Here is a 26,340-nt window from a genome sequence, read left to right on the forward strand (position 1 = left end):
CCGACCTTGCCTCTTTCATCGATCATGATCCCGGCCGCCTAGCGGCCGGGATTTGGTTCCTGGAGATCGCCATGGAAAAATTCTCTTCGCTGCAGCTCAGCAGACGCCAACTGATCAGTGCTGTCGTTACGCTTCCCTTCGTCGCTTCCCTTGCTCGCGCTGCCGATTCTTCGCTCACTTTCAACGAGCTCTACGGCAAGTTCGGTGTGCTCGGGCTCGAATTCTCCGACAAGGTGAAAACGCTTGCCGGCAAGGACATCAGCATGAAGGGCTTCATGGCTCCGCCGCTGAAGGCAGAGGCGCAATTCTTCGTACTGACCGAAGTGCCGATGTCGCTCTGCCCGTTCTGTTCGTCGGATGCGGATTGGCCGGACAATATCGTCGTCGTTTATCTCGGCGAGAAGCAGACCTTCGTGCAGCCGAGCCAGACGATCGAGGTGCGTGGTATATTGGAATATGGATCCTGGCAGGATCCCGAGACTGGTTTCGTCAGCCTGCTGCGCATCCGCCAGGCCGAATATTTCACTGTCTGAGCATCGATGCTGGCTCTCGATATTGAACATCTCGCCGTGACCTTTCCCGGCTTATCGGCGCCTGCGCTCGCGATCGATCATTTGTCGATTGCCGCCGGCAGCCGTATCGCAGTGACGGGCGGCTCGGGCTCCGGTAAAAGTACCTTCGTCAATGTCGTCACCGGACTAGAGCGGGTTCGCGAAGGCTGCATCAGCTGGAACGGCGAGGATATCGTCGGGTTTTCCGAAAGTCGCCGCGACCGCTTCCGGGCGGCCAATATCGGACTGGTCATGCAGGAGTTTCACCTGTTCCCCGGCCTGTCGGCCGTTGAAAACGTGCTGTTGCCGGCGCGGCTTGCACATGCTGCGACGTCGGCGATCATCGCGCGCGCCCATGATCTTCTTGACATCGTCGGTCTCAATCGTGCCGGGCAGAAGATCGAGACCATGTCGCGCGGTGAAATGCAGCGCGTGGCGATTGCCCGGGCGCTCTTGCGCAAACCCGGCGTCGTCGTCGCCGACGAGCCGACCGCCAGCCTCGATGCGGAAAGCGGCGATGCCGTCGGTGATCTGCTGCTCGATCTTGCCGTGGCCGAAGGCAGTACTCTGATCGTCGTGTCGCACGATCCCCGCCTTGCCGGCCGTCTTGATCGCCGCCTTACATTCCGCTCCGGTCGTATCATCGACGATTCCGACATTAAGGGAGCGGCCGCATGATCCGCTTCATCCTCGCCGATCTGCGCCGTCTTTGGGCTGGTTCCCTCGTTGTCGTGCTGCTGGTAGCGCTTGCCACGGCACTCGGCGTTTCCGTCATCCTGCAGGAACGTGCCTTACGTCTTGGCAGCGCCCGTGCGGCCGACAAGTTCGATCTCGTCATCGGCGCGGGCGGCAGCGAAACCCAGCTCGTGCYATCGTCGATCTTCCTGCAGCCGTCTGCGCTGCCGCTGATGTCCGGCGACGTTCTGGCTAGGCTTACTGCCGATCCGCGCGTTGAATGGGCTGCCCCCGTCGGCTTCGGCGATTCCTTCTCGGGCTATCCGATCGTCGGCACGACGAGGGCGTTGACGGAAACGATTTCCGGCGGCTTTTCCGAAGGCCAGGTTTTTGCCAGTGAGGGCGAGGCTGTCATCGGCTCGAACGTCGACCTTGCCATCGGCGGCGAGATCAAGCCGATGCACGGCACGATCGAAACCGGCGGCCATACTCATACCGAGCTCGCCTATCATGTGACGGGGCGCCTGCAGCCGACAGGCACAGCCTGGGACCGCGCCATTCTCGTTCCGATCCAGGCCGTCTGGCATATCCATGGATTCGAAGCGGGCGAAGAGCATGAGCACGCCGCGGAGGCGGATCACCACGAGGAAGGCGTGCACGCGGAAGGTGCCCATGAGGATGCCGACCATCATGCGGAGCCTGATCCCCATGCCGGACTGAACGAGAGCTGGACCGCGGAAACGCCCGGTCTTCCGGCCATCCTCGTCAAGCCGAAGACGATTGCCGATGCCTACAAGCTGCGGCAGGACTATCGCAATGGCACGACGATTGCCGTTTTTCCCGGCGAGGTGCTGACCAATCTCTATGCGACGCTCGGTGATGCCAAGCAGATTCTCGTTGCTGTCGCCTCCGGCGCGCAGGTGCTCGTCGCCGCCTCGCTGATCCTCGTGACTGTCATCCATATCGGCCAGCGTCGGCGGCAGATTGGTGCGCTACGCGCCTTCGGTGCTCCCCGCGGCGCGATCTTCGGCATTGTCTGGCTGGAATTCTTTATCCTCGTCGCCGTTGGAGTCGGGCTCGGCTTTACGCTTGGCTATGGTGCAGCACTCATTCTTTCCAGCTTCTTCTCGCAGAGCAGCGGCGTCAACCTGCCCGTCGGCTTCGCACGCGAAGACGGAACGCTTGCGGTGATCCTTCTCGCCTTCGCCGCTGTCCTCGCCGCCTTGCCGGCGGTGCTCGCCTACCGGCAGTCTCCGGCCCAGGCTTTGCGAGCGTGAAGATTGCAGCGTGCCTGCTCCGCCACGGCAAGAGCCATGCTGCAGCAATTCCGTGCACAAAAATTAGACTAAAGTCATAATCCCAAAGCATCCCTCTTTCTGATGCGTCTTTTCTGTCAAACTCTCGTCAGGCGTGTCGCGGCCAGGGGTATGCTTTGAGGAGAGTAGGCCGCGACCGTTGCTCATCACTCTGTGGAGGACAGACAATGGCAAATGTCGCAAGCGTCGACGGTGCGAAAGCCGGTCCGATGACGGGCGAGGAGAAGAAGGTCATCTTCGCCTCGTCGCTCGGTACGGTTTTCGAATGGTATGATTTCTATCTTTACGGTTCGCTCGCCACCTATATCGGCGCGACCTATTTCACCCAGTATCCGGAAGCGACGCGTAACATCTTCACGCTGCTCGCCTTCGCTGCGGGCTTCCTGGTGCGTCCGTTCGGCGCATTGGTCTTCGGCCGCCTCGGCGATCTCGTCGGCCGCAAATACACCTTCCTGGTGACCATTCTCATCATGGGCTTCTCGACCTTCCTGGTCGGCATCCTGCCGGGTGCTGCTTCCATCGGCATTGCCGCTCCGATCATCCTGATCGGCCTGCGCCTGCTGCAGGGCCTGGCGCTCGGCGGCGAATATGGCGGTGCGGCCACTTACGTTGCCGAACACGCGCCGAACGGTCGCCGCGGCTATTTTACGTCCTGGATCCAGACGACGGCAACGCTCGGCCTGTTCCTGTCGCTGATCGTCATCGTCACGGTTCAGTCGATCATGGGCACGACCGCCTTCGCCGCCTGGGGCTGGCGCATTCCGTTCCTCGTCTCGGTCGTCCTGCTCGGTATCTCCGTCTGGATCCGGTTGAAGATGAACGAGTCGCCCGCCTTCCAGCGCATGAAGGCGGAAGGCAAGGGATCGAAGGCACCGCTGACGGAAGCATTCGGCCAGTGGAAGAATGCCAAGATCGCGCTGATCGCGCTTTTCGGCGCTACCATGGGTCAGGCGGTCATCTGGTACGGCGGTCAATTCTACGCCCTGTTCTTCCTGCAGAACGTGCTGAAGGTCGATCTGCAGTCGGCCAATATCATGGTCGCGATTGCCCTCTTCCTCGCCACGCCATTCTTCGTCATCTTCGGTGGACTGTCGGACAGGATCGGTCGCAAGCCGATTATCATGGCGGGGTTGCTCATCGCAGCAGTCACCTATTTCCCGCTGTTCAAGGCGATGACTTTTACGGCAAATCCAGCCCTCTATGAGGCGCAGGCGACGATCCGGGCAACGGTGACGGTGGATCCGGCGGATTGCAAATTCCAGTTCAATCCGACCGGTACCTCCAAGTTCACCAGTTCATGCGATATCGCAACGGCGTTCCTGACCAAGAACTCGGTGCCTTATGATGTGGTGCCGGGTCCGGCCGGCCAGCCGGCGACCGTGAAGGTCGGTGACGACACGATTACCGGTTACGACGCCGTCGCAGCCGGTGCCGATGCCGCCAAGACCAATGCTGCCTTCGAAAAGGGCGTCAATCTTGCCCTTCATGATGCCGGCTATCCGCTGAAGCGCGGTGCTGCCAAGGTTGCCGATGCCAAGCTCGATGCCTTCATCGCCGCCAATCCGGAACTCACCCTCAATGCCGATGCGATACGCGCCGGCCAGAAGGAAACGCTGCCGGCCGACAAACTCGTTGCCGGCAAGCTGCTGACGGCGGATGAAGCGAAAAGCGTCACCGACATGGCCGTCTACACGATCCCTGGTGGCGGTTCGTTCGCGATGGTGGCCGATCCTGCTCGCGTCAACTGGGTCGGCACGATCGCCGTCCTGTTCGTGCTCGTGCTCTACGTGACGATGGTTTACGGCCCGATTGCGGCGCTGCTGGTCGAGCTCTTTCCGACCCGCATCCGCTATACCGGCATGTCGTTGCCCTATCATATCGGCAACGGCTGGTTCGGCGGTCTGCTGCCTGCTACGGCCTTTGCGATGAGTGCTGCCGCCGGCAATATCTACTACGGCCTCTGGTATCCGATCGTCTTCGCATCGATCACGCTGGTCATCGGCCTGCTGTTCCTGCCGGAAACCAAGAACCGGGATATTCACGCGCTGGACTAAGGCACTTGGATATCGTGAAAATAAAGCCCGGCGCTCGAAAGGCGCCGGGTTTTTCATGCGTTATTTCTCTCATGCGCCATTTCTTATGCGTTTGGGAAGTATCGCTTGGACATCGGCCAGCCATCCGGCGCAAGTTTGAAAAGCAGGCCGTAGCGCGCAAAGACGATTGCCGTCAGGAGCGAGAACCAGGCGCCAAAGGCAAGGCCGGCAATGACATCGCTCGGATAGTGCGCGCCGACCATGACACGCGTCATGCCGAGCCAGATGGCACCGGCGATGAAGGGAACCCGGTAGCGCGGGAAGAGCAGCGCAAAGGCGGCAAAGAAAGCGCCCACTGTGGTCGAATGGCCTGACGGGAAACTCTCCAGTGCTGCATGGCCGGAGAAGGGCGTGAAGGAAAGCACCCCGAGGTCCTGGAAATGTTCGGGGCGCGCGCGGCCGATCGTGCGCTTCAGAAGGTTTGCGAGCAGGCCGGAAAAGACGACGGTCGTAAACAGGTAGGCGCCGATCCAGCTCACATAGAGTGCCTGGGCCCTTGCCTTTGCGCTGTTCAAAAGCTTGTAGCCGGCTCTACCGTGGAAGAAGAGCAGGACGCTGGTGAGGATCAGCCAGGCGGAATCGCCGAAATCGGTCAACATCTCGCCGAAGCGCTGAATGGACTCCGGCAAATGGCCGGCACCGATTGGCGCATCGAAGATCAGCATGGAAAGGATGACGGCGTTCAGCGTAATGAAAAGGCATGCGCGCCACCGCAATGGTGGCATGACGCATCTATTTCTGCGCCAGCGCCTGTCCAAGGAGACTAGAAGTTCCCGCATTCCGACTATCCGTATAACCCTTGGGTATGAGATAGGCGGTAAAAATGCACAGGATTACGACAGAGGGCGGGCTTCCTCAGATAATTCTAATCAATTTTGGTAATGGCCCAATTCGTACCCTGAAGGAGAAGATCAGGCCGAGGTGAGCGGGCGTGGTAGCGGTGGCAAATGCGACCCGTGCGCCGAATGCCAGACCTGCCGCGACATTGTTCATAGGAGCGGGGGAATGCTGGCTTCAAATAAAAAAGCCCTCCGCATGAGGTGCGAAGGGCTGAAAAGCGTTTCACGTGAAATATCAGGCAGAAAGAGCCTTGAACTCGTCGAGGATCGCGTCGCCCATCTCGACGGTGCCGACCTGTCGGCTGCCTGGTGCCATGATGTCGCCAGTGCGGATGCCCTTGTCGAGCACGTTGGCGATCGCCTTTTCGAGGTTGTCTGCTTCCTTGACCAGATTGAAGGAGTAGCGAAGGCACATGGCGAAGGAGGCAATCATGGCGATCGGATTGGCGATGCCCTTGCCGGCGATATCGGGTGCCGAGCCGTGAACCGGCTCATAGAGCGCCTTGCGCTTGCCGGTCTTTCCGTCAGGTGCTCCGAGCGAGGCAGAAGGTAGCATCCCGAGCGAGCCGGTCAGCATGGCGGCAACGTCCGAGAGCATGTCGCCGAAGAGGTTGTCGGTGACGATGACGTCGAACTGTTTCGGCTGGCGCACGAGCTGCATGCCGCCGGCATCCGCCAGCATATGTTCGAGCTGCACGTCTGAATATTCCGCCTTGTGCGTCTCCGTCACGACCTGGTTCCAGAGCACGCCTGATTTCATGACGTTGCGCTTTTCCATGGAGCAGACGCGGTTGTTGCGGGTGCGGGCCATTTCAAAGGCGACACCGGCAATGCGCTCGATCTCGTAGGTGTCGTAAACCTGCGTGTCGATGCCGCGCTTCTGGCCATTGCCGAGATCGATGATTTCTTTCGGCTCGCCGAAGTAAACACCGCCCGTCAACTCGCGAATGATGAGGATGTCGAGACCCTCGACCAGTTCCGGCTTCAGCGAGGAAGCGGAAGCGAGTGCGGGATAGCAGATCGCCGGACGCAGGTTAGCGAAAAGTTCCAGATCCTTGCGCAGCCGCAGCAGGCCGGCTTCCGGGCGTACTTCATAGGGAACGCTATCCCACTTCGGGCCGCCGACGGCGCCGAAGAGCACAGCGTCGGCTGCAAGAGCCTTCTTCATGTCGTCTTCGGAGATCGCGGCGCCATGCGCATCATAGGCGCAGCCGCCAACGAGCCCTTCGTCGGTGACGAAACCGGCATTCATCGCCTCGTTCATGTAAGCGATGATCTTGCGGACTTCGCCCATGGCCTCGGGGCCGATGCCGTCACCCGGCAGCAGGAAAAGATTGCGCACTGTCATGAAACCCTCCGCGGAAAAACAAGCTGCGGCTTCTTAGACCCCGGAAATGGGCATTTCAAGCGAGAGAAGGGGTGAATCGGTACGCTTGCCTCCGCGTCATGTGATGTCTGACAAGGTTGCTCCCGTGCCTGCAAACGAGCTAGAACGACAGGCCTGCCTTTCTTTCCCTGGATATTCTTTCATGTCTTTTGCGCCCCTTCATCTCGACACTCCTCTGATCCAGACAGCGCCCGATTTCAGCGCCAGCGGCAAGCCGCTTTGGTTAAAGCTCGATGCGCTACAGCCTTCAGGCAGCTTCAAGCTGCGCGGTGTCGGCCGGCTTTGCCAGCATGAGGTTCAAAACGGTGCGCGTGAGATCTTCTGCGCCTCCGGCGGCAACGCCGGCGTTGCCGCAGCCTATGCCGGACGGGCGCTCGGCGTGCCGGTGACCATCGTCGTACCTGAGACGACGGCACCTGATGTGCGCCGGACGATTGCAGCAACGGGCGCCAATGTGCTGGTTCATGGTTCTGTCTTCGATGAGGCCAATGCGCATGCGATCGAACTCGCCGAAAGCCGCAAGGCGACCTATGTGCATCCTTTCGACCATCCGCTCCTGTGGGATGGCCATGCGACGCTGATCGATGAGGTGGTGGCAAAAGGTGCCAAATTCGATTGCGTCGTTACCAGCGTCGGCGGCGGCGGGTTGCTTGCCGGCATCGTCGAGGGGCTGAAGCGGAACGGGCTTTCGGACGTGCCTGTCATTGCCGTCGAGACGGAAGGAGCTGCATCATTTCATACAAGCCTCAAGGCCAATGAGCGTATTTCGCTGCCGGCCATTACATCGATTGCTACCTCGCTCGGCGCGCGGCAAGTGGCGCAGCATGTCTTCGATCTGCCGAAGCATCACCCGATCGAAAGTGTTCTCGTCAGCGATGTCGATGCCGTGGCTGCCTGCCTGAAGTTTGCCGATGCGCAGCGCATCCTGGTCGAACCGGCCTGTGGTGCCGCACTTGCCGTTGCCGATGTGCATGCCGGTCTGCTGTCGCGCTTCAACAATCCGCTGATCGAAGTCTGCGGCGGTATCGGCGTGTCGCTTGAAAAGCTCAGCGTCTGGAAAGAAAAGTTTCTCTGAGATCCGGACAAAGAAAAAGCCGGGCGAAAGCCCGGCTCGATCTCAAAGCAATTTGGTGAGGCTCAGGCAGCCCAGGGGTGCGAAGCGGCGTTCTTCTTTTCGAACTCGTCGATCGCCTTGCCCTTTTCCATGGTCAGGCCGATATCATCGAGGCCGTTCAGCAGGCAGTGGCGCTTGAATTCATCGAGATCGAACTTGATCGAGCCGCCGTCCGGACCGGTGATTTCGAGGTTTTCAAGGTCGACCGTCAGAATGGCGTTGGAGCCGCGCTCGGCGTCGTCCATCAGCTTGTCGAGGTCTTCGTGGCTGACCTGGATCGGCAGGATGCCGTTCTTGAAGCAGTTGTTATAGAAGATGTCGGCGAAGCTGGTGGAGATCACGCAGCGGATGCCGAAATCGAGCAGCGCCCATGGAGCGTGTTCGCGCGAGGAGCCGCAGCCGAAGTTGTCACCGGCAACCAGGATCTTTGCCTCGCGGTAAGCCGGCTTGTTCAGCACGAAATCGGGGTTTTCGGAGCCGTCTTCGTTGTAGCGGGCTTCGGCGAAAAGGCCCTTGCCAAGGCCGGTGCGCTTGATGGTCTTCAGATAGTCCTTCGGAATGATCATGTCGGTGTCGATGTTGACGACCGGCAGAGGGGCTGCAACGCCCGTGAGCTTCACGAATTTATCCATGACCTATGCTCCATTTCAGCAAAACGTACTTTCTGATTTTGCATCTATTCCAGTTTCCCGCCGAAATGAAGAAGAATCTTTCGCTGATGGAGGCCACGCGGTGTTTCGCGCGGCCTGCCGATTGCGCGTGTCCCTTTACTTGGACGGTGCATTCAGACCCCAGAGCACGCCGAACGGATCACGAAGCTGGCCGTAACGATCGCCCCAGAACATCAGTTCGATGGGCATGACCACTTCGGCGCCGGCAGCAACGGCGCGATCCCACCAGGAATCGATATCGTCGATAACCAGCTGGATGGCGAAACCTTCATGGCCTTTGAAGGGATGGCCATATTCCGGATAGGCATCCGACAGCATGAGCGAGCTGCCGTTGATGTAGAGATGTACATGCATCGTCCGGCCGCTTTCGTCGACCGGCACGAGATAGGCTTCTTCGGCGCCGAAAGCCTTCTTGTAGAATTCCGCAGCCTCCACCGCGCCATCGACCGTCAGGTATGGCAACAGGCCATTCTTGACCGGCGGCATCTTGACCGGGTTGCTGTCCGTCGTCGCGTCCATGCTCGTTCTCCATTCGCTTTAAATGCCGGCTGAATGCCTGGCCGCTTCAAAGACGTAACAAGGGAACATGAGCCGACAATGTCGGTCAGAATTTTCAGTGAAAAGTGATCAGAGATCGATGATCGTGCCGCGGCCGTCGTTCCAGACACGCATCTCGCGCTTGCCGTCAGTGCGCGCGCGGACGGGAGCGGGCTTCATCTTCATCGAAAGGGCGCGGCCCACCATGAGCACGGTCAGGATACCGCCAACGGCAAGCGTGACCGAGAAGGTGAGAAGCAGCATGGCCACGAAAACGGTAGCGCCGGCAAGCATGAAGAAGATGGAGCGAATGTTCTGCATTGGTTTGAAACCTTTCTACGGAAAGGAATGTGGTCCTTCTTTTTCCTCTCTGCAAGCCAAGCATGGCTTTTTGTTGTCTTGCCGGACTTTGCGAAGCTTGGCACTAATTGGTGATGAGCCGAACACCACCTCTCCGTTCCCTGCGTCTGCGCCGCTCCGTGCTGAGCGTACCCGCCATCAATGCGCGTGCGCTTGAAAAGACCTATTCCCTTGATTGCGATGCCGTTATTTTCGATCTGGAGGATTCCGTCGCGCCCGAGAAGAAAGCGGAAGCGCGCGACAATCTGAAGGCGTTTTTTGCCGGGCGGCCGCTCGAGGGCAAAGAAAGGATTGTCCGCATCAACTCTTTGTCATCCGGTTTCGGGCTGGCGGATTTGGAACTGGTCAAGGCGCTTTCGCCCGATGCCGTTCTGCTTCCAAAGGTGGATGAGCCACAGGATGTGATGGCCGTCAGCGACCTGCTCGCCGAGGCCTATGCGCCGGAAGAGTTGCGCATCTGGGCGATGATCGAGACGCCGCGGGGCGTACTGAATGCCGCAGCGATTGCCGAATCCGGCCGCACGCCAGGCTCGCGGCTCGATTGCCTCGTCGTCGGCCTCAACGACCTGCGCAAGGAAACSGGCGTCTTGCCGCAGCCGGGKCGGACCTATYTSGTGYCCTGGCTGATGCAGGTCGTTCTGGCGGTGAAGGCCTATGGGCTCGATGCGCTCGACAGCGTGTTCAACGATTTTCGGGATGGCGATGGCTTCAATGCCGAATGCGGTCAGGGCCGAGCCATGGGTTTTGCCGGCAAGATGCTGATCCACCCGGCGCAGATTGCAGCCGCCAATATGCATTTCGGACCAAGTGCGGAGGAGATCGCGGAGGCGGAGGCCATCATTGCCGCCTTCGCTGATCCGGCGACGGAGGGGCAGAACGTCATCAATGCGAACGGGCGGATGATCGAGCGGCTGCATCTTGTCCAGGCCGAAGCTCTGGTCCATAAAGCGGACCTGATTTCCCCAAGAAAGCCCGCCTGATGAAACTCTACCGCTTCCTGACCGGTCCCGACGACGCCTCCTTCTGCCACAAGGTCACGGCGGCACTGAACAAGGGCTGGTTGCTGTCCGGCTCCCCAACCTATGCCTTCAATGCTGCGACCGGCCAGATGCAGTGCGGCCAGGCCGTCTTCAAGGAAGTCGAGGGCAAGGATTATCACCCGGACATGAAGCTGTCCGAGCAATAAGTCAGCGTTCAGCAGCCTCTTCGGCGCTTTCCTCGATACGCTCCATGTCATCGTCGCTGAGGCCGAAGTGGTGGCCGATCTCATGGATCAGTACATGGGTGATGATGTCACCCAGCGTTTCGTCGTTTTCGGCCCAGTAGTCGAGGATCGGACGGCGGTAGAGGCGGATGCGGTTCGGCATTTCGCCGGTTTCCAGGGTGAACCGCTCCGAAATGCCGCGCCCCTCGAAAAGGCCGAGCAGGTCGAAGGGTGTTTCCAGCGCCATATCCTCGAAGACTTCGTCATCGGGAAAGTCTTCGATTTCGATGGTCAGATTGGTCGTCAGCTTGCGAAATTCGTCCGGCAGATGGCTGTAGGCCTCCATTGCCAGCGACTCGAAGGTGCTGATCGTCGGCGCATGGCGGTCCCGCCAATCATCGCTCTGGTCTATGCGGGCCATAAATATTCCTTCCTTTGCCGGCCCATATAGAACCTTTATCGCCGATTTTCGAGTGCGGAATCAAAGGCAGGAATAAATTCTTATGAAATGATCATTGACTCTTCATTAGAGCTCTGGAATCTATAAGAACATAACAGGAACAAGACGAGTGGAGAGAACGCCGTGGCGCAGACCGCCCTGGCGCGCGAGCGGCTTTTTGCGCTCCGCGAAACCATTGCCCGACTGGAAAGAAAAGCCGCGCCGGCGCTTGCCGCGGCGGAACGGGAAGCCCTGGCGGAAGGACGCGAGAGGCGGCAGGAATGTATGCTGACGCACCTGCCTTTCGGGGTGGAAGCACTCGATGAAGCGCTGGAAGGCGGCCTTCAGCTCGATGCGATTACCGAATTCCGCGCGGCGAGTTCCGGCGATGCAGGGGCGGCAAGCGGTCTGGCGATGGCCATTGCGGCGCGACTGCAGAAGCAGGAGGAGGATACCCGCAGGCCGCTGCCGCTGCTCTGGATCGGTGATGCCGTCGGCACACTGGAGGCGGGTCGTCCCTATGCTCCGGGGCTGAAGGATTTCGGGCTGAAGCCGGAAAGGTTTTTCCATGCCGCGCCGCGCAAGCTGGAGGATGCACTCTGGCTGGCGGAAGCGGCCATAGAAAGTGCTGCCTTCTCGGCCGTCGTCTTCGAAGTGCGCGGCAATCCCCTGCATTTCGGCCTGACCGAAAGTCGCAGGCTCAGTCTCAGGGCACGCGCCGTCCGCCGTCCGCTCTTTCTCGTCCGCCAGGCCGGGGAGGAGGAGGCGAGCAGCGCTGTCTTCCGTCTGCATGTCGAGCCGGCGCCGTCTGATCTGCGGTCGTTGCCGGATGGATCAAAATTTTCCGGCAGCATCGGCAATCCGATTTTCCGTCTCACGCTGGAGAAGAGCCGCAATCCGGCCCCGCTCTCCTTTCTTCTGGAGTGGAACCCCCATGAACGCGAATTTTTCCCCGTCGACGAGCCAAGCTTCGCTCGGCCTCCAAGCGAACAGTCAGCGCATTCTGGCACTCAGCTTTCCGCATCTGCCAACGGATCGTATCGCCCGCAGGCGATGGGGCCTGTCCTGGCGTTCGAAAGGGCGTCCTGAAGCGGCACCCCTCGTCTGTTCCGGTAAGCTCAACAATGCCATGCGGTTGACGGCGCTGGATGAATTCGCCGAGAAGCTGGGGCTGAGGAAGGAACAGGGCGTTGCCGAAGCGCGCGCCATGTTTCCGGCGCTTGATGTCGTGGAAGAGGATCCTGCGGCCGATCGCCGGCTACTGGAAGGGATCGCCGACTGGTGCGACGGCTATACGCCGATGGTGGCGCTCGACGGCAAGGACGGGCTGTTTCTCGACATTACCGGCTGTGCCCATCTCTTCGGCGATGAAAGCACTCTTCTCAGGGATATTCTCTCGCGACTCTTCCACATGGGGCTCGATGCGCGATGCGCGATCTCCTCATCGCCGGGCCTTTCCTGGGCCGTCTCCCGCTTCGGGCAGGGCGGCGTCGTGGAAGACGAAGAGATGGAGCGTATGCTGATGCCGTTGCCTGTCGCGGCCTTGCGGCTTGAGGGCCAGACTGTCGATGCTCTTAGGAAGCTCGGTCTCAAATATGTCGGCGACGTCATTCATGCGCCGCGGGCGCCGCTGACCCGCCGCTTCGGGCCAACGCTGCTTCTGCGCCTTGATCAGGCGCTCGGCCGTGAGGAAGAACCGATCTCGCCTCGGCTTCCTGTCGCTAGCCTCTCATCCGAACGCCGTCTGGTCGAGCCGATCGGCACGGAAGAGCAGATCCTTGCCGTTACCGGACAGGTCGCCGTGTCGCTAAAACCGTCCCTGGAAGCGCGCGGCGCCGGCGGCCGGGTGTTCGAACTGGTGCTGTTTCGTGTCGATGGCAGGGTTTTCCGCATCTCCGTCGGTGCCTCACGGCCGCTTCGCGAGCCCAAACTCGTTGCCGGGCTGTTTTCCGAGCGGCTGCAGATGATCTATGACGATATCGACGCCGGTTATGGCTTCGAGATCCTGCGCCTGAATGTGCTGCGGCACGACCCGTTCAACGAGGCGCAGGGTGATTTCGAGGGCGACCGGCAGGGGGAGATCTCGCTTTCGAGTTTTGTCGACCGTGTCGCGGCCCGGCTTGGTTCGGACTGCCTGCAAAGCTTCCAGCTTCGCGAGAGCCATGTGCCGGAGCGCGCCGTGATCACGGTGCCGGCAATGGAGAGCCTTCCGGCCCGGCGGAAAGCGGAGCAGGGAAGCGCACTTCCTTTCCGTGAGGAGCGCCCTTTGCGTCTCTTTGCAACGCCGGAACCGGTCGATGTCGCATTTGCCGAAGTGCCCGATGGTGCGCCGCAAACCTTCCGTTGGCGACGCCTACAGCATCAGGTGGCGAGGAGCGAAGGCCCTGAACGGATTGCCATGGAATGGTGGATCGATGGCGATAATGCCGAAGCGCGAGACTATTTCCGGATCGAGGATGAGGCCGGACATCGCTTCTGGATCTATCGCCGGGGTCTCTACGGTGAGAACCCTGATCCTCGCTGGTTCATGCACGGGGTCTTTGCATGAGGCCCGAACCCGCATTTTTCGAGATCGGTGCGAAGACGAATTTCTCGTTCCTGGAAGGCGCTTCGAAGCCTGAAGAGATGGTCGTGCAGGCTGCCTGCCTGAAGCTTGACGGCCTCGGTATTGCGGATCGGAATTCGGTTGCCGGTGTGGTGCGGGCGCATGCGCAAGCACAGCAGCTTGAGGAGAGATACAGGAACAGGGATGCGATTTTAGCCGAGGCGCAGAAGAAGGGAAAAACGGAGATCATTCTCGATCCCGTCCGGGTTCAGCCGGGTGCCCGTCTCGTCTTCACGGACGGAACGCCTGATATCCTTGCCTATCCGCAAAACCGTAAAGGCTGGGCAAATCTCTGCCGCTTGCTCAGCGCCGGCAATCTGAAGGAGGGAGCAGTCAAGGGAACCTGCATCCTGACGGAAGCGGAGCTTATGGAATGGGGCGACGAGATGATGCTCGCCCTTATCCCCGATCGGGCCGCCGTGAATGATCCTGCCCGCCAGTCGGCACTTGAAGAGTATCTGGAACGGTTTCGCAAACGCTTCCGCAAGGCATTTTTCCTGGCGCTGTCGCCGACCTATGACGGCCGCGATCGGCAGGCTTTTGCAGCGCTTGCCATGCTTGCCGCCCGCAACCGAGTGCCGCTAATCGCGACCAATCAGCCACTTTATCATGATCCCGAGCGTCGGCCGCTTTCGGATATCGTGATCGCCATCCGGGAGCATCTGGAGATATCGAAAGCCGGATTCTTTCTGGCGCCGAATGGAGAGCGGTATCTCAAGGATTCACGTGAAATATTCAGGATCTTCCGGGATTACCCGGACGCGGTCGAGAATACGCAGGTGTTTTTTGACAAGCTGAGTTTTTCGCTGAATGAGTTGAAGCACAATTATCCGCCTGAAAACGATCCCGGCGAAACGCCGCAGGAGACTCTCGAAAGGTTGACGAGAGCAGGTGCGGCAAAACGCTATCCTGATGGCGTTCCCGAAAACGTGGCGAAGCAAATCAATTACGAGTTGAAGCTCATCGGCGACAAAAACTATGCCTCTTACTTCCTGACCGTTCATAGGATCATTCACTACGCTCGCTATGTGCTTAAGGTTCTGTGTCAGGGCCGGGGCTCGGCCGCCAATTCGGTTATCTGTTATTGTCTTGAGATCACAGAAGTCGATCCTCAAAAGAGCACACTTCTCTTCGACCGCTTCATTTCGATGGATAGGGATGAACCGCCGGATATTGATGTTGATTTTGAGCACGAGCGGCGGGAAGAGGTTATCCAATCCATCTATAAGAGATATGGCCATGAGCACGCTGGGCTGACGGCTGCGGTCACAAGCTATCGTACTCGTTCGGCCGGACGTGAAATCGCCAAAGCCTTCGGTCTGTCGGAGGATGTCCAGTCGGCAATCAGCAGTCTCGTCTGGGGCTGGTCAGAAGATAATCTCTCAGAGCGGGATGCGAAGGCAGCAGGCCTCGATATCAAGGATCCGGTAACACGGAACGTATTGAAATATGCCTCCGAAATTCTCAGCTTTCCGCGTCATCTTACTCAGCATGTCGGTGGTTTCGTCATAACGCGGGACCGGCTCGACGAGGTCGTGCCGATCATGAAGACGGCAATGCCGGATCGCTATATGATCGAGTGGGATAAGGATGATCTCGATAATGTCAAAGTCCTCAAGGTGGATGTTCTAGCGCTAGGCATGCTGACCTGTTTACGCAGGGCTTTCACGCTGCTTGAACTGCACTACGACGTGAAGAAAACACTCGCCGACCTCGGCAATAAAGAACACGGTGAGGAGGGCGGACCAGTTTATGACATGATGGGTCGGGCCGACACACTCGGCGTCTTCCAGATCGAAAGCCGGGCGCAGATGAGCATGCTGCCGCGCCTGAAGCCGAGAGTGTTTTACGACCTTGTCATCGAAGTGGCCATCGTCCGGCCAGGACCGATTCAGGGTGATATGGTGCATCCATACCTGAAGCGCAGAGAGCTGCAGAAAAAGAATCTTCCAATCGAATATCCAAGCGAGGAACTCAGAACTGTTCTTGAAAGAACCCTCGGGGTTCCCTTGTTTCAGGAGCAAGCCATGCAGATTGCCATTACCGCAGCTGGCTTTAAGCCAGCAGAGGCCGACCGGCTTCGAAGAGCAATGGCGACCTTTAAAAGAACCGGTACGATCGGCAATTTCCAAGAGCGGTTCATTGAGGGAATGACCGCAGATGATCGATATACAAAAGAGTTCGCGGAGCAATGCTTCAATCAGATCAAAGGCTTTGGTGAATATGGCTTCCCCGAAAGCCATGCAGCCTCATTCGCCCTGCTCGTCTACGCATCCTCTTGGCTGAAAGCCTATTATCCCGACGTCTTCTGCGCGGCGATGCTGAATTCGCAGCCGATGGGCTTTTATGCCCCGGCGCAGCTGGTCCGGGATGCGCGCGAGCACGGCGTAAAGATCCTGCCGGCCGATATCAATCACTCAGATTGGGAATGCACTCTGGAGGCAGCGGTTTTTGACCGAGCAAGTGTTGATTTCCGCCACGGCGAGATGCGGGATATCATCAAGACTCGCCACGCTGTGCGACTTGGCCTTCTGCAGATCAAGGGTGTTTCCGTTAAAGATATGGAGCAGCTCGTCGAGAATCGTGGCGAGGGTTACCATTCTGTGCGTGATCTCTGGCTGCGCTCGGGTTTGCAGAAATCCGTTATCGAACGGCTGGCGGATGCGGATGCTTTCCAATCTCTTCAGTTATCACGACGTCAGGCGCTCTGGGCGGTGCGGGCGCTGGATGTGAAAAGCGCAACCGAGGAGCTGCCGCTCTTCGAGAAGGTCCGCCACATCGATCTTCAGCCCGAGCCGGCTGCGAAGCTGCCGGATATGCTGCCGGGAGAACAGGTCATCGAGGATTACCGCTACCTGTCGCTATCCTTGAAAGGGCACCCCGTTTCCTTCCTGCGCAAGGAGCTAGGCAAGGCAGGTGTGATGCGCAATGTCGATCTGCTTCGTGTCGCGAATGGGAGACGAGTGACGATCGCGGGGCTGGTGCTGGTGCGCCAGCAGCCGGGTTCCGCGAAAGGTGTGATCTTCATGACGTTGGAGGATGAGACCGGTGTTGCCAATGCCATCGTCTGGAAGAAGGTCTTCGAAAGATACCGCGCAGTGGTCATGGGCGCTCGGCTGGTGAAGATCTACGGCAAATTACAAAGCCAGAGCGGTGTCATCCATACCGTCGTCGAACATATCGAGGATATGACGCCGCTACTCGGTATCCTTCAGCGAGAGACAAAACGCTTTGGCGTCAGCGAGCGCTCGGACGAGGTATTGCGCCCGACACAGGATCATCGACAGCGGAAGGCGGCGGATATTCTGGCGCGGGACAACCTGCTCGGAAAGATCGGCGAGCGAAGGCCATCAGAACAAGCGAAAGATGGTGATATCGCGGAGACTGCGAGCGTGATGCCGCGCGGGCGTAATTTCCACTGATGGGCCTTTGCAGCCAGGAAATTGATGCTTCTTAAGGACTTAAGGATGCGCTCGCTGGTGTGTGATATCCTGCCGCTGAATCGTGATCGGACGAGGGTCGCGAATTTTCTTGACAGTTCCCATCTTCTTTTGCAGAAAACACGATAGTAAGTGTCATGTTTGGAATGAAGACGTGCTCGTCTGCAGTTGCAATTACATAACCGACAAGGAAATCCGGGACGTCATCAACAATCTTCTCGACGAAGATTGTTGGCAGCTTATCGTGCCGGCGAAGGTCTATCACGCCATGGCCAAACGCGGCCGTTGCTGCGGCTGTTTCCCGAACGTTGTCGATATCATCATCCAGACAACCGAAGATTATCATGCCCGTCGCCACTCGACGGAAACGGAAATATTTGATTTCATGTCCCGCTTGAAACAATTCCACGAGGAAAACAGGAGAGCGGACATTGAAAGGCGACAAAAAAGTCATCGAGCGGCTTAACGAGGCCCTTTTTCTAGAGCTCGGTGCAGTCAACCAATATTGGGTCCACTATCGCCTTCTTGAGGACTGGGGTTACACCAAGCTCGCCAAGAAGGAACGCGCCGAATCGATCGAGGAAATGCACCATGCCGACCGTCTGGTCGCACGTATCATCTTCCTCGAAGGCCATCCCAATCTGCAGACGCTTGCGCCGCTGCGCATCGGTCAGAACGTCAAGGAAGTTCTGGAGGCCGATCTTGCCGGCGAATATGACGCCCGTACTGCCTACAAGAAATCGCGCGATATCTGTCACGACGCCGGCGACTACGTTTCCATGAAGCTTTTCGAAGAGCTGCTGGCAGACGAGGAAGGCCATATCGACTTCCTCGAAACGCAGCTCGAACTGCTCGAGAAGATCGGCGAAGCCAAATATGGTCAGCTCAACGCAGATTCGGCCAACGAAGTCGAATAATTCGTCATCGGCAATCTTATCTCAGCCGGTCGCCTTTAAGGCGGCCGGTTTCGTTTTGGAACGCATTGATGACAGCTTCGTTCGATGCTCAATCTTCTGGGATCAAGCCGGAAAGGTGGCTGAATTCCGCCACGACCCGTTCATAGACCGCGCGCTTGAAGGGAACGATCAGGCCGGGCAGGTCTTCCATCGGCTTCCATTCCCAAGCGTCGAATTCCGGCTCATGGCCGCCGGGCGGCGGGTTGATGGCGATCTCACTTTCGTCGCCCTCGAAGCGGAAGGCGAACCAGCGCTGTGTCTGGCCGCGGTACTTGCCCCTTAGCCCGATGCCGATCAGCTGTGGCGGCAGGTCGTAATTGATCCAGTCCTTGGCCTCGGCGAGCAGCGTCACGGTCCGGATGCCGGTCTCTTCGTAAAGCTCGCGATAGGCTGCCTCCAGTGGATCTTCGCCCTTGTCGATGCCGCCCTGCGGCATCTGCCAGAGCTGGGGCGAACCGTCATACTCCGAATTACCGTCGGGAATGCGCCGCCCGGCCCAGACAAGGCCCTCGCGGTTGAGGATCATTACACCGACGCAGGGGCGATAGGGCAGGTCCTCGGCTTTTACGGTCGCCTGGCTCATGGTTTTCTCCGCTTAGGGATTCTTGGGGTCGTTGACGAGCGCTGCGACGCCGACAATCTCGATGCCGCGCATAGTCGCTTCCTCGCTCCATTTGGAGATCGCGTCAATGCTCTCGTCGAAGGCCGAGGCAACACCGATTGCCTGGCCGTTGCGGCGGGCGATGCGCTCCAGTTCGTCGAGTTTTTGCAAGATGGTGTTCACATCGACCTGGCTGTCCAGTTGCAGGTCGGCGAAAGCGTAAGGAAGCTCCGTGCCTTTGGCGACCACGGCGGTTTTGGACTGCGCGGAAGTCCCGTCGTCGAGGAACAGCAGGCCACGCTTGCCGATATCCCGCATGACCGGTTCCATAGCCTTGGGATCGGAGAGGAAACGTCCGCCCAGATAGTTCATGATGCCGGTATAGTTGGTGATCTCACCCATCGCCCGGTGCAGGCTTTCGAGATTGCGCGCCACAGGCTTCGACGTCAGCAGCGTGTCCGGCCCTGGATCATTAGCTGGATAATCGAACGGCTCCAGCGGCACCTGCAGCAATATTTCATGGCCGCCGCGCCGCGCATCCTGCATCCAGCGCTGCAGACTGTTGCCACTAGCAGCAAAGGCGAAAGTGATTTCTTCCGGCAATTGCTTGATGGCGCGCTGCGTGCCGGTCTGGCTGAGACCGAGGCCGCTGAGGACGATCGCGATGCGGGTGCCGCGCGTGCCGGACCACGGCCGCGCATATTGATCCATCGGCCGTCGGCCATCGGGACCCGTGATAGGCAGCCGGCCGAAGGGTGTCTCTTCGAGCAGATTGTCGTTGGGGATGGCCGCCATGCGAGGATCCTGGCCCATCTGCATGGCGTCGACTAGAACCGGACCGCTGCCGTCGCGCGGGCGAGGGCTGTATTTAGTGACGACAGAACCATCGCCTGTCACCATCCGTTCTACATTGGCACCGGATTGCGGCTCGGAGCGCGGCATGCCGTTTGCCGCCTGATTGCCAGATGCCTGCGGCTCCTGGATCGTATCGGTTGGCGGCGCGGCCGCTGTGTCCTGCAATGCCGGAGGCTTCGACTGCTCGAGGCCATCATTGCGAAATGCGGTGTAAAGTGAAAAGCCGCCAATCGCGACAAGGCAGACGCTCGCGGCAATCTGTCCGATCCGCAATATGCCGGGGCGCTTTCGCGCGGCCTTGCGGTTGCGGCCTAGAGGTGCATGCAGGTCCGTTCCCAATTCGTTGCCACTCCAAAACCGGGAAACAGCAGAAAGTCTCAAGGCCGGGTGAGCTGCCCGGCCTTGAGATCGATGGATTACTTGGCGACGACGGCCTTTTCAGGGTCCGGCGGGAAGGACGGGTCAGTCTTCTTGCCGCGCAACAGATCGAGCGCGTAGTTGAGCTGGACGTCATCCTTGGGATCCGGCGGGACGTAGGCAATCGAGCCCGAACCTTCGTCGGTCTCGCTCTGGCCCTTGATGTGGCCGCGCAAGGCAGATTCGCCCTCGGTCACCATCTTGCCCTGAAGATCGGCCGGAAGGGGCTCTTCCACCTTGATGTCAGGCGTAATGCCGGTGCCCTGGATCGAGCGGCCCGACGGCGTGTAGTAAAGCGCCGTCGTCAGGCGCAATGCACCGTTTTCGCCGAGCGGAATGATCGTCTGGACAGAGCCCTTGCCGAAGGAACGCGTGCCGAGAACGGTGGCACGACGCAGGTCCTGCAGGGCGCCGGCAACGATTTCCGATGCGGAAGCCGAGCCACCGTTGATGAGAACGATGAGCGGCTTGTGGTCCGTCAGGTCGCCCGGACCAGCGTTGAAGCGGCGTGTTTCGTCCGGATTGCGTCCGCGGGTGGAGACCACTTCGCCACGTTCCAGGAAAGCGTCGGAAACGTTGATCGCCTGATCCAGCAAGCCGCCGGGGTTGAGGCGCAGGTCAAGGACAAAGCCCTTGAGCTTGTCGGCCGGAACGGTCGCCTTGATCTTCTGGATCGCCTTTTCGAGATCCGGATAGGTCTTCTCGGTAAAGGAGATGACACGCAGGTAGCCGACATCGTCCTCGACGCGGGACTTCACGGCCTGCACGGCAACGACATCGCGCACGATCGTCAGTTCGATCGGCTTGTCAGCGCCCTTGCGGATGAGTGTCAGCTTGATCGGCGTGTTGACGGCGCCACGCATCTTTTCGACGGCGTCTTCGAGCTTCAGGCCGCGAACAGACTGGCCATCGATTTCCGAGATATAGTCACCGGCCAGAACGCCAGCCTTGGCAGCCGGAGTATCGTCGATCGGGGTGATGACCTTGACGAGTTCGTCTTCCATGGTGACTTCGATACCGAGGCCGCCGAACTCACCCTTGGTCTGGGTGCGCATGTCTTCGGCGTCCTTCGCATTCATGTAGCTGGAATGCGGATCGAGCGAGGACAGCATACCATTGATGGCGCTTTCGATCAGCTTGTCCTCGGCCGGCGGCGTTACATATTGTGCACGCACGCGTTCGAAGACGTCACCGAATACCGAAAGCTCCTTATAGGTCGATGCTCCCGCCGCCTCTGCAGGCACGCCTGCGGAGTAAATGACGCTCATCGCGGTCGCGCCCATCAGTGCGCCGACCAGAACAAGAGAAGCCCTACGAATCATTGCGTGCCTTTCCAGTGTCTTTGGCGGTCCACCACGGTCGGGAATCGACCGGTTTACCGTCCTTTCGAAACTCAATGTAAAGCGTTGGCCGATCTGTTTCCAGCGCCAATGCTGTTGCGCTTGCCACTCTTTTCGCACCCATCACGGCCAGGGGCTCGCCGGAGAAAACGAATTTTCCCTGACGGGTGCTGATCGTATCCATGCCTGAGAGAACCAGGTGATATCCGCCGCCAGCGTCGAGAATGATCATCTGGCCATAGCTGCGGAAAGCGCCGGCGAAAACCACCAGCCCATCAGCAGGGGCCGTCACTACCGTTTCAGGATTGGTCGCGACCGTCATTCCCATGGCCTCGTGTCCGGTGCCGTCGGCATCGCCGAACTGGCGCAGAGTATCGCCTGCCACAGGCAGCTCCAGTTTCGCCTTCAATTCTCCGAAGGGATATGCKGGCGCAATGCGGTTTTTATCGGGCACTCCGCTGTCGGCCAGGGCCTTCGCCTGGGCGCGCTGCTCGTCCGTCAGGAGCTTGCGGTTCTCCTCTGCCTGCCTGGCGGCAGCGGCGGCATCGCGTACGGAGGCGATTTCCGTTTCCATGGAAGCGACGAGGCTTTCGAGCGTCGTTGCCTTGCCTGCCAGCTCCTGAGACCGCTGCTTTTCGGCTTCCAGTTCGGCGGCGTTGGAGCGGCCCAGCTTGTCGTTTTCGGCAAGCAGCAGATCCATGCGCCGCTCCTCCTCCAGGCTGTTTGCCATGGTGGTGGTCAGGCCTTCCCTCTCCTTGGCGCTCGCCGTCTGCAGCGCAGCAAGGCTGGCCAGATCGGCTGCGAGTTTTTCCGTCTCCTTGCGGATGCCTGGCACCACGGCGCCGAGCAGAATGGCGCTGCGAACAGAGGCGAGCGCATCGTCGGGGCTGACGAGAAGGGCGGGTGGCGGGTTGCGGCCCATGCGCTGAAGAGCGGCCAGAACCTCGGCCAGAACGCCGCGACGCTCATGCAGCGAGCGGCGGATGCCGTCTTCCTTGACGCCGAGCTCAGCAAGCTTCTTTTCGCTGTCGAGGATCTTGCCTTCCAGGGATTTGCGCCGCGCGGCGGAATCGATCAGCGCCTGGCGGATGCTTGCCGTGCTCTTTTCCAGATTGCCGATGCTGCTTTGAAGCTCGGTCACCTTATCGGAGGACAGGCTGATGGTCTTCGACAGCTTATCGAGCTCTGCCCTCGTCTCGTCGCGCTTCTTCGCAAGCTCGGCGGCAGGGTCTGGCGGCGGCTGTTCGGCTGACGTGACCGGAGCCGCTGGTTCGGCTGCTGCCGGCGGTGGCGGTGCATCCTGCGCCTGCACGGCAAACGGGTTTCCCGAAATAACAATGGCGGCCACACCGAGCCCTGCGGCAACGGCCGGCAGAAACAGGCGGGATCGCTTGGGGGCAGCTCTCGTCATGCGTGTCGGGGTTTACTCGTTCAAATCGCCCGGAACCTAAGCTGATTTGGGGCTGTTGGCCAGAAAGTTTGAATGAGAAGAGGCTCTGAGGCAAAACACGGCTGCGTGAGTGTTTTGGGCTGCATCAGACGCGATGATAAGGGTGGCCGGACAGGATGGTCACGGCCCGATAGAGCTGTTCGGCAATGAGCGTGCGGACGATCTGATGAGGCCAGGTCATCTTGCCAAGGCAAAGGATCATGTTGGCGCGGTCGTAGAGGGAAGGGTCGAGGCCATCGGCACCGCCGATTGCGATCGTCAGGTCGCGTTTGCCCTGATCGCGGTAGCCGCCGAGAAGATTGGCGAAAGCTTCGCTGTCCAGCGCCTTGCCGCGTTCGTCGAGGAGAATGAGGATGCTGCCTTCGGGGAGCGATTTCAGCAGCATGGCCGCTTCCTCGCGTTTGCGGGTCTCCGCATTGGAGGCGCGGCTTTCGGCCACTTCGGCGATACGAGAGAATTCCAAGCCGACCGCGGGACCGGCCTTTGCAAAACGGTCGAAATAACGGGCCGCAAGATCCTTTTCGGGGCCGGACTTCAGCCGTCCCACCGCAAAAAGACCAATCCGCATTCATCCGCTCCTGCTATGCCGCGCTTTGGAAGCGCAAAGTAAGCTTACCGGCCAGCCGTCTAAAGCTGGCCCGGTCAGTTACCACGTCCCAGGCGCCGGGCGAATGCCAGGCTGCCTGTCAGTGCCGTGTTTCCTCGTCCATATCCGGAGCCGCCCACATCTTTTCGATGTTGTAGAACTCACGAATTTCGGGACGGAACACGTGCACAATGATGTCACCGGTATCGATCAGGATCCAGTCACCGCCTTCCTGACCTTCGACGCGGGCAGTACCGAAGCCCTCGTCCTTGAGATCAGTCAGAAGATGATCGGCGATCGCCATGACATGCCTGTTCGAGCGGCCGGAGACGACAACCATGTAGTCTCCCAGCGCCGATTTTCCGGCAATGTTGATGGTGACGATATCTTCAGCTTTGGAGTCCTCGAGGCTGACGAGGACGGCTTCCAGAGCACGGGCGGCGGCATCGGCGCCACGTTCCGCACCCTTCGGGATAACGGCAAGCGTTTTTCCCTTGGCGTGTACTGTTGTCAGTGCTTTCCCTTTCCTGGAATGACAAACCATGCACAACACGGATCCAGCAGAACCGGATCATGGTTAAGATAGGCATCAAACCATTAATGTTTCAAGACGCGGCGCAGCGCGCGAACGGCGGAAAGCCGCATTTGGCGTCACGAAATCGAGATTTCGACCCTCGGTCGAGCTGGAGTTGCGGTGTACAGCGTCTGCGGTCGGGCGTAAAGTGCCGGTGATTTCCGCAAATACCGACCGAAATGACCGAAACCGCCAAAAATCCGCTCGCACCCGTCCTGCGAATCACCTTTCCCGATGACGATCGCCTCGGCCACGGCAAGATGGAACTGCTCGAGCATATCCGCGAGACAGGCTCGATCTCGGCGGCCGGCCGCGCCATGGACATGTCCTATCGCCGTGCCTGGATGCTGGTTGCCGAGATGAACCGCATGTTCAAGGCGCAGGTGGTGGAATCGCAGCGCGGCGGCCAGAAGGGTGGTGGTGCGGCACTGACGCCATTCGGGGAGCTGCTGCTGGCGCGCTTTCGCGACATGGAAAAGACGGTGCGCACCAGCCTTGCCGATGATCTCGCCTGGCTGGAAAACAACCGCAATCTGCAGCCGGACGGCCGGCGCTGATCAGGCTTCCAGTGCCACCGTCTTGATAACGGCGAAAGCCGGCATGCCCGGGCGTAGTCCCAGACGCTCGCAGGACAGAGCGGTGATGCGCGAGAGCACAGCGTCGCCGGTGCAATCGAGGCGGATCTCGACGGTTCCATCCTCCGTCGGCGAAACCTGCGTGACGGTTCCCTCCAGAATGTTGAGGGCGCTCAACCCTTCCGGCTTTCGTGTTGCCAGCATCACGTCTCGGGCGGGGATGTGGATGCGCACGGGCTTGCCTATGGCGGGCGCGGCACCAGGAACATAGAGCTTGCCCGCCTTCAGCAGCACTGTCGAAATCCGATGGGCCAAATCGATACTTTCGACTGTGCCTTCCAGCACGGCACCCGCTTCCTTTCGGTCTTCCGGGAGCAGCGACGAACGACTGAGGATTTCTGCTGCGGGGCCTGCGGCTTCCACCTTGCCGTCGCGCATGACCACGACCCGATTTGCCAGGCGCGCGACTTCGGAGATCGAATGGCTGACATAGACGATCGGAATATCCATCTCGTCACGCAGACGCTCAAGATAGGGCAGAATCTCCGCCTTGCGGGCTTCGTCCAAGGCGGCCAGGGGCTCGTCCATCAGGAGCAGGCGCGGCGAAGAAAGCAGTGCGCGACCGATTGCGACACGCTGCTTTTCGCCCCCCGACAACTTCGAAGGGCTGCGGGCGAGCAACTGGCCGATGCCGAGCAGGTCGACGACACGATCGAAATTTTCAATGCGTGCGGATTTCGGTGTGAACCAGCGGCCATAGGAGAGGTTTGTCCGGACGCTCAAGTGCGGAAAGAGCCGCGCTTCCTGGAAGACGTAGCCGAAACGGCGGCGGTGCCGGGGAACGAAGATGCCCTTTGCCGTATCCGTCAGCGCCTCGCCGTCGAGCAGGACCCGGCCTTCGGCCGGTCGGGTGAGGCCAGCAATGATGCGGATCACGGAGGTCTTGCCGGAGCCGGAACGGCCGAAGAGCGCCGTCACACCGCGTTCGGAGGTGAAGGCGGCATCGAGCCCGAAGGCGCCGAGGCGATGTCTTGCTTCGACGATGAGCGTCATTCCGGATCGATCCTCCGGCCGGCGAGATACGCGAGGAATTCCGACGCGAGCAGGGCCAGCATGGAAATGGCGATGGAAATGAGGGTGAGCCGCATGGCGACGGCGTCACCACCAGGCACCTGAGTAAAAGTATAGATGGCGGTCGACAGGGTCTGCGTTTCGCCCGGGATATTGGAGACGAAGGTGATGGTGGCGCCGAACTCGCCCATCGCCTTGGCAAAGCAGAGGATCATGCCGGTAATGACGCCGGGAATGATCAGCGGCAGCGTGACGGTCAGGAAGACTAATGCCGGGCTCGCGCCGAGCGTTCCGGCCGCTTCCTCGAGCTTGCGGTCGACGGCCTCGATGGAGAGACGGATGCTGCGCACCATCAGTGGAAAGCCCATGACGCCGCAGGCGAGTGCTGCACCCGTCCAGCGGAAGGAGAGCACGATACCCAGATATTGATCCAGCAGGCTGCCGATCGGGCCGCGGCGGCCGAAAAGGATGAGGAGAATAAAGCCGGTAACAACAGGTGGCAGGATCAGCGGCAGATGGACGATGCCATTCAGGATGGACTTGCCCCAGAAGCGGCCGCGGGCAAGCAGCAGGGCGACGAGGATGCCGAGCGGCAGGCTTGCCACCATGGCGACGAAGGAAATGCGCAGGCTCAGCAGGATCGCCGTCCATTCCTCATCGCTCAAGCCGAACATATCCAAGCGT

27 protein-coding genes are annotated in these 26,340 nt (G+C 59.7%); 13 read left to right on the plus strand and 14 right to left on the minus strand.

Going from position 1 to position 26,340, the window contains the following annotated elements; all coding sequences use genetic code 11:
- Nucleotides 1–71: 71 nt before the first annotated feature.
- The 4 genes from AC1DM5_RS11370 (at nt 72) to AC1DM5_RS11385 (ending at nt 4,596) form a co-directional block, all read left to right on the plus strand.
- On the plus strand, nt 72–533 hold the full coding sequence (locus tag AC1DM5_RS11370; RefSeq protein WP_477819895.1) for a hypothetical protein: 462 nt from the start codon (nt 72–74) through the stop codon (nt 531–533).
- Nucleotides 534–539: 6 nt separating this feature from the next.
- Complete coding sequence (locus AC1DM5_RS11375) at nt 540–1,229, plus strand: ABC transporter ATP-binding protein (RefSeq protein WP_477974997.1); 690 nt, start codon at nt 540–542, stop codon at nt 1,227–1,229.
- Nucleotides 1,226–2,503 carry an ABC transporter permease gene (locus tag AC1DM5_RS11380; RefSeq protein WP_477974999.1) on the plus strand — a complete coding sequence of 426 codons (1,278 nt, stop codon included), beginning with the start codon at nt 1,226–1,228 and terminating at the stop codon, nt 2,501–2,503. Before AC1DM5_RS11375 ends, AC1DM5_RS11380 begins: the two co-directional genes overlap by 4 nt.
- 206 nt (nt 2,504–2,709) lie before the next feature.
- Nucleotides 2,710–4,596: an MFS transporter gene (locus AC1DM5_RS11385; protein ID WP_477819898.1), complete on the plus strand. Its 1,887-nt coding sequence runs from the start codon at nt 2,710–2,712 to the stop codon at nt 4,594–4,596.
- An 83-nt stretch (nt 4,597–4,679) separates the two neighbouring features.
- Here the strand turns inward: AC1DM5_RS11385 and lpxE are convergent, their stop codons facing one another.
- Together lpxE and leuB are read right to left on the minus strand one after the other, a co-directional pair.
- On the minus strand, nt 4,680–5,414 hold the full coding sequence (lpxE, locus tag AC1DM5_RS11390) for a lipid A 1-phosphatase LpxE (protein WP_477819899.1): 735 nt from the start codon (nt 5,412–5,414) through the stop codon (nt 4,680–4,682).
- Between the two features lie 295 nt (nt 5,415–5,709).
- Entirely contained in the window at nt 5,710–6,822 is a 1,113-nt protein-coding gene (gene leuB, locus AC1DM5_RS11395) for a 3-isopropylmalate dehydrogenase (protein ID WP_477819900.1), read from the minus strand.
- A 181-nt stretch (nt 6,823–7,003) separates the two neighbouring features.
- Between leuB and AC1DM5_RS11400 the strand changes: the two genes are divergently transcribed.
- A complete protein-coding gene (locus AC1DM5_RS11400; protein ID WP_477819901.1) occupies nt 7,004–7,936 on the plus strand; it encodes a pyridoxal-phosphate dependent enzyme in 933 nt (310 codons plus the stop codon).
- A gap of 62 nt (nt 7,937–7,998) precedes the next feature.
- Here the strand turns inward: AC1DM5_RS11400 and leuD are convergent, their stop codons facing one another.
- The 3 genes from leuD to AC1DM5_RS11415 form a co-directional block, all read right to left on the minus strand.
- A complete protein-coding gene (gene leuD, locus AC1DM5_RS11405) occupies nt 7,999–8,607 on the minus strand; it encodes a 3-isopropylmalate dehydratase small subunit (RefSeq protein ID WP_113322202.1) in 609 nt (202 codons plus the stop codon).
- Between the two features lie 135 nt (nt 8,608–8,742).
- Nucleotides 8,743–9,165, minus strand: coding sequence for a VOC family protein (locus AC1DM5_RS11410; protein WP_477819903.1), 423 nt, complete (start codon nt 9,163–9,165; stop codon nt 8,743–8,745).
- 108 nt (nt 9,166–9,273) lie between these two features.
- Nucleotides 9,274–9,504, minus strand: coding sequence for a hypothetical protein (locus tag AC1DM5_RS11415; protein ID WP_477819904.1), 231 nt, complete (start codon nt 9,502–9,504; stop codon nt 9,274–9,276).
- A gap of 113 nt (nt 9,505–9,617) precedes the next feature.
- On the opposite strand from AC1DM5_RS11415, the gene AC1DM5_RS11420 reads away from it, so the two are divergent.
- Together AC1DM5_RS11420 and AC1DM5_RS11425 are read left to right on the plus strand one after the other, a co-directional pair.
- On the plus strand, nt 9,618–10,523 hold the full coding sequence (locus tag AC1DM5_RS11420) for an HpcH/HpaI aldolase/citrate lyase family protein (protein ID WP_477975001.1): 906 nt from the start codon (nt 9,618–9,620) through the stop codon (nt 10,521–10,523).
- Complete coding sequence (locus AC1DM5_RS11425) at nt 10,523–10,729, plus strand: DUF1737 domain-containing protein (protein WP_132656078.1); 207 nt, start codon at nt 10,523–10,525, stop codon at nt 10,727–10,729. Before AC1DM5_RS11420 ends, AC1DM5_RS11425 begins: the two co-directional genes overlap by 1 nt.
- A gap of 1 nt (nt 10,730) precedes the next feature.
- Here AC1DM5_RS11425 and AC1DM5_RS11430 read toward each other — a convergent pair whose 3' ends face one another.
- Nucleotides 10,731–11,168 (minus strand): metallopeptidase family protein, encoded by a 438-nt coding sequence (locus tag AC1DM5_RS11430; protein ID WP_477819906.1) that lies wholly within the window; start codon nt 11,166–11,168, stop codon nt 10,731–10,733.
- Between the two features lie 162 nt (nt 11,169–11,330).
- On the opposite strand from AC1DM5_RS11430, the gene AC1DM5_RS11435 reads away from it, so the two are divergent.
- From AC1DM5_RS11435 to bfr, 5 genes are all read left to right on the plus strand, one after another.
- Nucleotides 11,331–12,275: an ImuA family protein gene (locus tag AC1DM5_RS11435; RefSeq protein ID WP_477819907.1), complete on the plus strand. Its 945-nt coding sequence runs from the start codon at nt 11,331–11,333 to the stop codon at nt 12,273–12,275.
- Nucleotides 12,247–13,734, plus strand: coding sequence for a Y-family DNA polymerase (locus AC1DM5_RS11440; protein WP_477819947.1), 1,488 nt, complete (start codon nt 12,247–12,249; stop codon nt 13,732–13,734). The genes AC1DM5_RS11435 and AC1DM5_RS11440 overlap by 29 nt, the downstream gene beginning before the upstream one ends.
- On the plus strand, nt 13,731–17,213 hold the full coding sequence (locus AC1DM5_RS11445; protein ID WP_477975003.1) for an error-prone DNA polymerase: 3,483 nt from the start codon (nt 13,731–13,733) through the stop codon (nt 17,211–17,213). Before AC1DM5_RS11440 ends, AC1DM5_RS11445 begins: the two co-directional genes overlap by 4 nt.
- Before the next feature lie 85 nt (nt 17,214–17,298).
- A complete protein-coding gene (locus tag AC1DM5_RS11450) occupies nt 17,299–17,697 on the plus strand; it encodes a (2Fe-2S)-binding protein (protein ID WP_477819948.1) in 399 nt (132 codons plus the stop codon).
- Nucleotides 17,663–18,148, plus strand: coding sequence for a bacterioferritin (gene bfr / locus AC1DM5_RS11455; RefSeq protein WP_477819909.1), 486 nt, complete (start codon nt 17,663–17,665; stop codon nt 18,146–18,148). Before AC1DM5_RS11450 ends, bfr begins: the two co-directional genes overlap by 35 nt.
- Nucleotides 18,149–18,236: 88 nt before the next feature.
- Here bfr and AC1DM5_RS11460 read toward each other — a convergent pair whose 3' ends face one another.
- The 6 genes from AC1DM5_RS11460 to rsfS form a co-directional block, all read right to left on the minus strand.
- Nucleotides 18,237–18,770: an RNA pyrophosphohydrolase gene (locus AC1DM5_RS11460; protein ID WP_007824800.1), complete on the minus strand. Its 534-nt coding sequence runs from the start codon at nt 18,768–18,770 to the stop codon at nt 18,237–18,239.
- 12 nt (nt 18,771–18,782) lie between these two features.
- Nucleotides 18,783–19,982: a divergent polysaccharide deacetylase family protein gene (locus AC1DM5_RS11465; protein ID WP_477819910.1), complete on the minus strand. Its 1,200-nt coding sequence runs from the start codon at nt 19,980–19,982 to the stop codon at nt 18,783–18,785.
- A 77-nt stretch (nt 19,983–20,059) separates the two neighbouring features.
- Complete coding sequence (locus tag AC1DM5_RS11470) at nt 20,060–21,382, minus strand: S41 family peptidase (protein ID WP_477819911.1); 1,323 nt, start codon at nt 21,380–21,382, stop codon at nt 20,060–20,062.
- Entirely contained in the window at nt 21,372–22,781 is a 1,410-nt protein-coding gene (locus AC1DM5_RS11475; protein ID WP_477819949.1) for a murein hydrolase activator EnvC family protein, read from the minus strand. Before AC1DM5_RS11475 ends, AC1DM5_RS11470 begins: the two co-directional genes overlap by 11 nt.
- Before the next feature lie 154 nt (nt 22,782–22,935).
- The gene (rlmH, locus tag AC1DM5_RS11480; RefSeq protein ID WP_477819912.1) at nt 22,936–23,418 is read right to left on the minus strand and encodes a 23S rRNA (pseudouridine(1915)-N(3))-methyltransferase RlmH; all 483 of its coding nucleotides are present in this window, start codon (nt 23,416–23,418) and stop codon (nt 22,936–22,938) included.
- Between the two features lie 118 nt (nt 23,419–23,536).
- Nucleotides 23,537–23,980: a ribosome silencing factor gene (gene rsfS / locus AC1DM5_RS11485; protein ID WP_007824813.1), complete on the minus strand. Its 444-nt coding sequence runs from the start codon at nt 23,978–23,980 to the stop codon at nt 23,537–23,539.
- Between the two features lie 209 nt (nt 23,981–24,189).
- Between rsfS and AC1DM5_RS11490 the strand changes: the two genes are divergently transcribed.
- Nucleotides 24,190–24,567 carry a winged helix-turn-helix domain-containing protein gene (locus tag AC1DM5_RS11490; RefSeq protein ID WP_477819913.1) on the plus strand — a complete coding sequence of 126 codons (378 nt, stop codon included), beginning with the start codon at nt 24,190–24,192 and terminating at the stop codon, nt 24,565–24,567.
- Here the strand turns inward: AC1DM5_RS11490 and modC are convergent, their stop codons facing one another.
- A complete protein-coding gene (gene modC / locus AC1DM5_RS11495) occupies nt 24,568–25,638 on the minus strand; it encodes a molybdenum ABC transporter ATP-binding protein (protein WP_477819914.1) in 1,071 nt (356 codons plus the stop codon).
- On the minus strand, nt 25,635–26,336 hold the full coding sequence (gene modB / locus AC1DM5_RS11500) for a molybdate ABC transporter permease subunit (RefSeq protein ID WP_439016885.1): 702 nt from the start codon (nt 26,334–26,336) through the stop codon (nt 25,635–25,637). The genes modC and modB overlap by 4 nt, the downstream gene beginning before the upstream one ends.
- Between the last annotated feature and the right edge of the window lie 4 nt (nt 26,337–26,340).

The organism is Rhizobium sp. 01T437, from assembly GCF_056398505.1.

What these genes read in the sequence shown, in the direction of transcription:
- AC1DM5_RS11370 (WP_477819895.1), top strand. Translation starts at nt 72, where the DNA reads ATGGAAAAATTCTCTTCGCTGCAGCTCAGCAGACGCCAACTGATCAGT.
- AC1DM5_RS11375 (WP_477974997.1), top strand. Translation starts at nt 540, where the DNA reads ATGCTGGCTCTCGATATTGAACATCTCGCCGTGACCTTTCCCGGCTTA.
- AC1DM5_RS11385 (WP_477819898.1), top strand. Translation starts at nt 2,710, where the DNA reads ATGGCAAATGTCGCAAGCGTCGACGGTGCGAAAGCCGGTCCGATGACG.
- lpxE (WP_477819899.1), bottom strand. Translation starts at nt 5,414, where the DNA reads ATGCGGGAACTTCTAGTCTCCTTGGACAGGCGCTGGCGCAGAAATAGA.
- leuB (WP_477819900.1), bottom strand. Translation starts at nt 6,822, where the DNA reads ATGACAGTGCGCAATCTTTTCCTGCTGCCGGGTGACGGCATCGGCCCC.
- AC1DM5_RS11400 (WP_477819901.1), top strand. Translation starts at nt 7,004, where the DNA reads ATGTCTTTTGCGCCCCTTCATCTCGACACTCCTCTGATCCAGACAGCG.
- leuD (WP_113322202.1), bottom strand. Translation starts at nt 8,607, where the DNA reads ATGGATAAATTCGTGAAGCTCACGGGCGTTGCAGCCCCTCTGCCGGTC.
- AC1DM5_RS11410 (WP_477819903.1), bottom strand. Translation starts at nt 9,165, where the DNA reads ATGGACGCGACGACGGACAGCAACCCGGTCAAGATGCCGCCGGTCAAG.
- AC1DM5_RS11415 (WP_477819904.1), bottom strand. Translation starts at nt 9,504, where the DNA reads ATGCAGAACATTCGCTCCATCTTCTTCATGCTTGCCGGCGCTACCGTT.
- AC1DM5_RS11425 (WP_132656078.1), top strand. Translation starts at nt 10,523, where the DNA reads ATGAAACTCTACCGCTTCCTGACCGGTCCCGACGACGCCTCCTTCTGC.
- AC1DM5_RS11430 (WP_477819906.1), bottom strand. Translation starts at nt 11,168, where the DNA reads ATGGCCCGCATAGACCAGAGCGATGATTGGCGGGACCGCCATGCGCCG.
- AC1DM5_RS11445 (WP_477975003.1), top strand. Translation starts at nt 13,731, where the DNA reads ATGAGGCCCGAACCCGCATTTTTCGAGATCGGTGCGAAGACGAATTTC.
- AC1DM5_RS11460 (WP_007824800.1), bottom strand. Translation starts at nt 18,770, where the DNA reads ATGAGCCAGGCGACCGTAAAAGCCGAGGACCTGCCCTATCGCCCCTGC.
- AC1DM5_RS11470 (WP_477819911.1), bottom strand. Translation starts at nt 21,382, where the DNA reads ATGATTCGTAGGGCTTCTCTTGTTCTGGTCGGCGCACTGATGGGCGCG.
- rlmH (WP_477819912.1), bottom strand. Translation starts at nt 23,418, where the DNA reads ATGCGGATTGGTCTTTTTGCGGTGGGACGGCTGAAGTCCGGCCCCGAA.
- rsfS (WP_007824813.1), bottom strand. Translation starts at nt 23,980, where the DNA reads ATGGTTTGTCATTCCAGGAAAGGGAAAGCACTGACAACAGTACACGCC.
- AC1DM5_RS11490 (WP_477819913.1), top strand. Translation starts at nt 24,190, where the DNA reads ATGACCGAAACCGCCAAAAATCCGCTCGCACCCGTCCTGCGAATCACC.
- modC (WP_477819914.1), bottom strand. Translation starts at nt 25,638, where the DNA reads ATGACGCTCATCGTCGAAGCAAGACATCGCCTCGGCGCCTTCGGGCTC.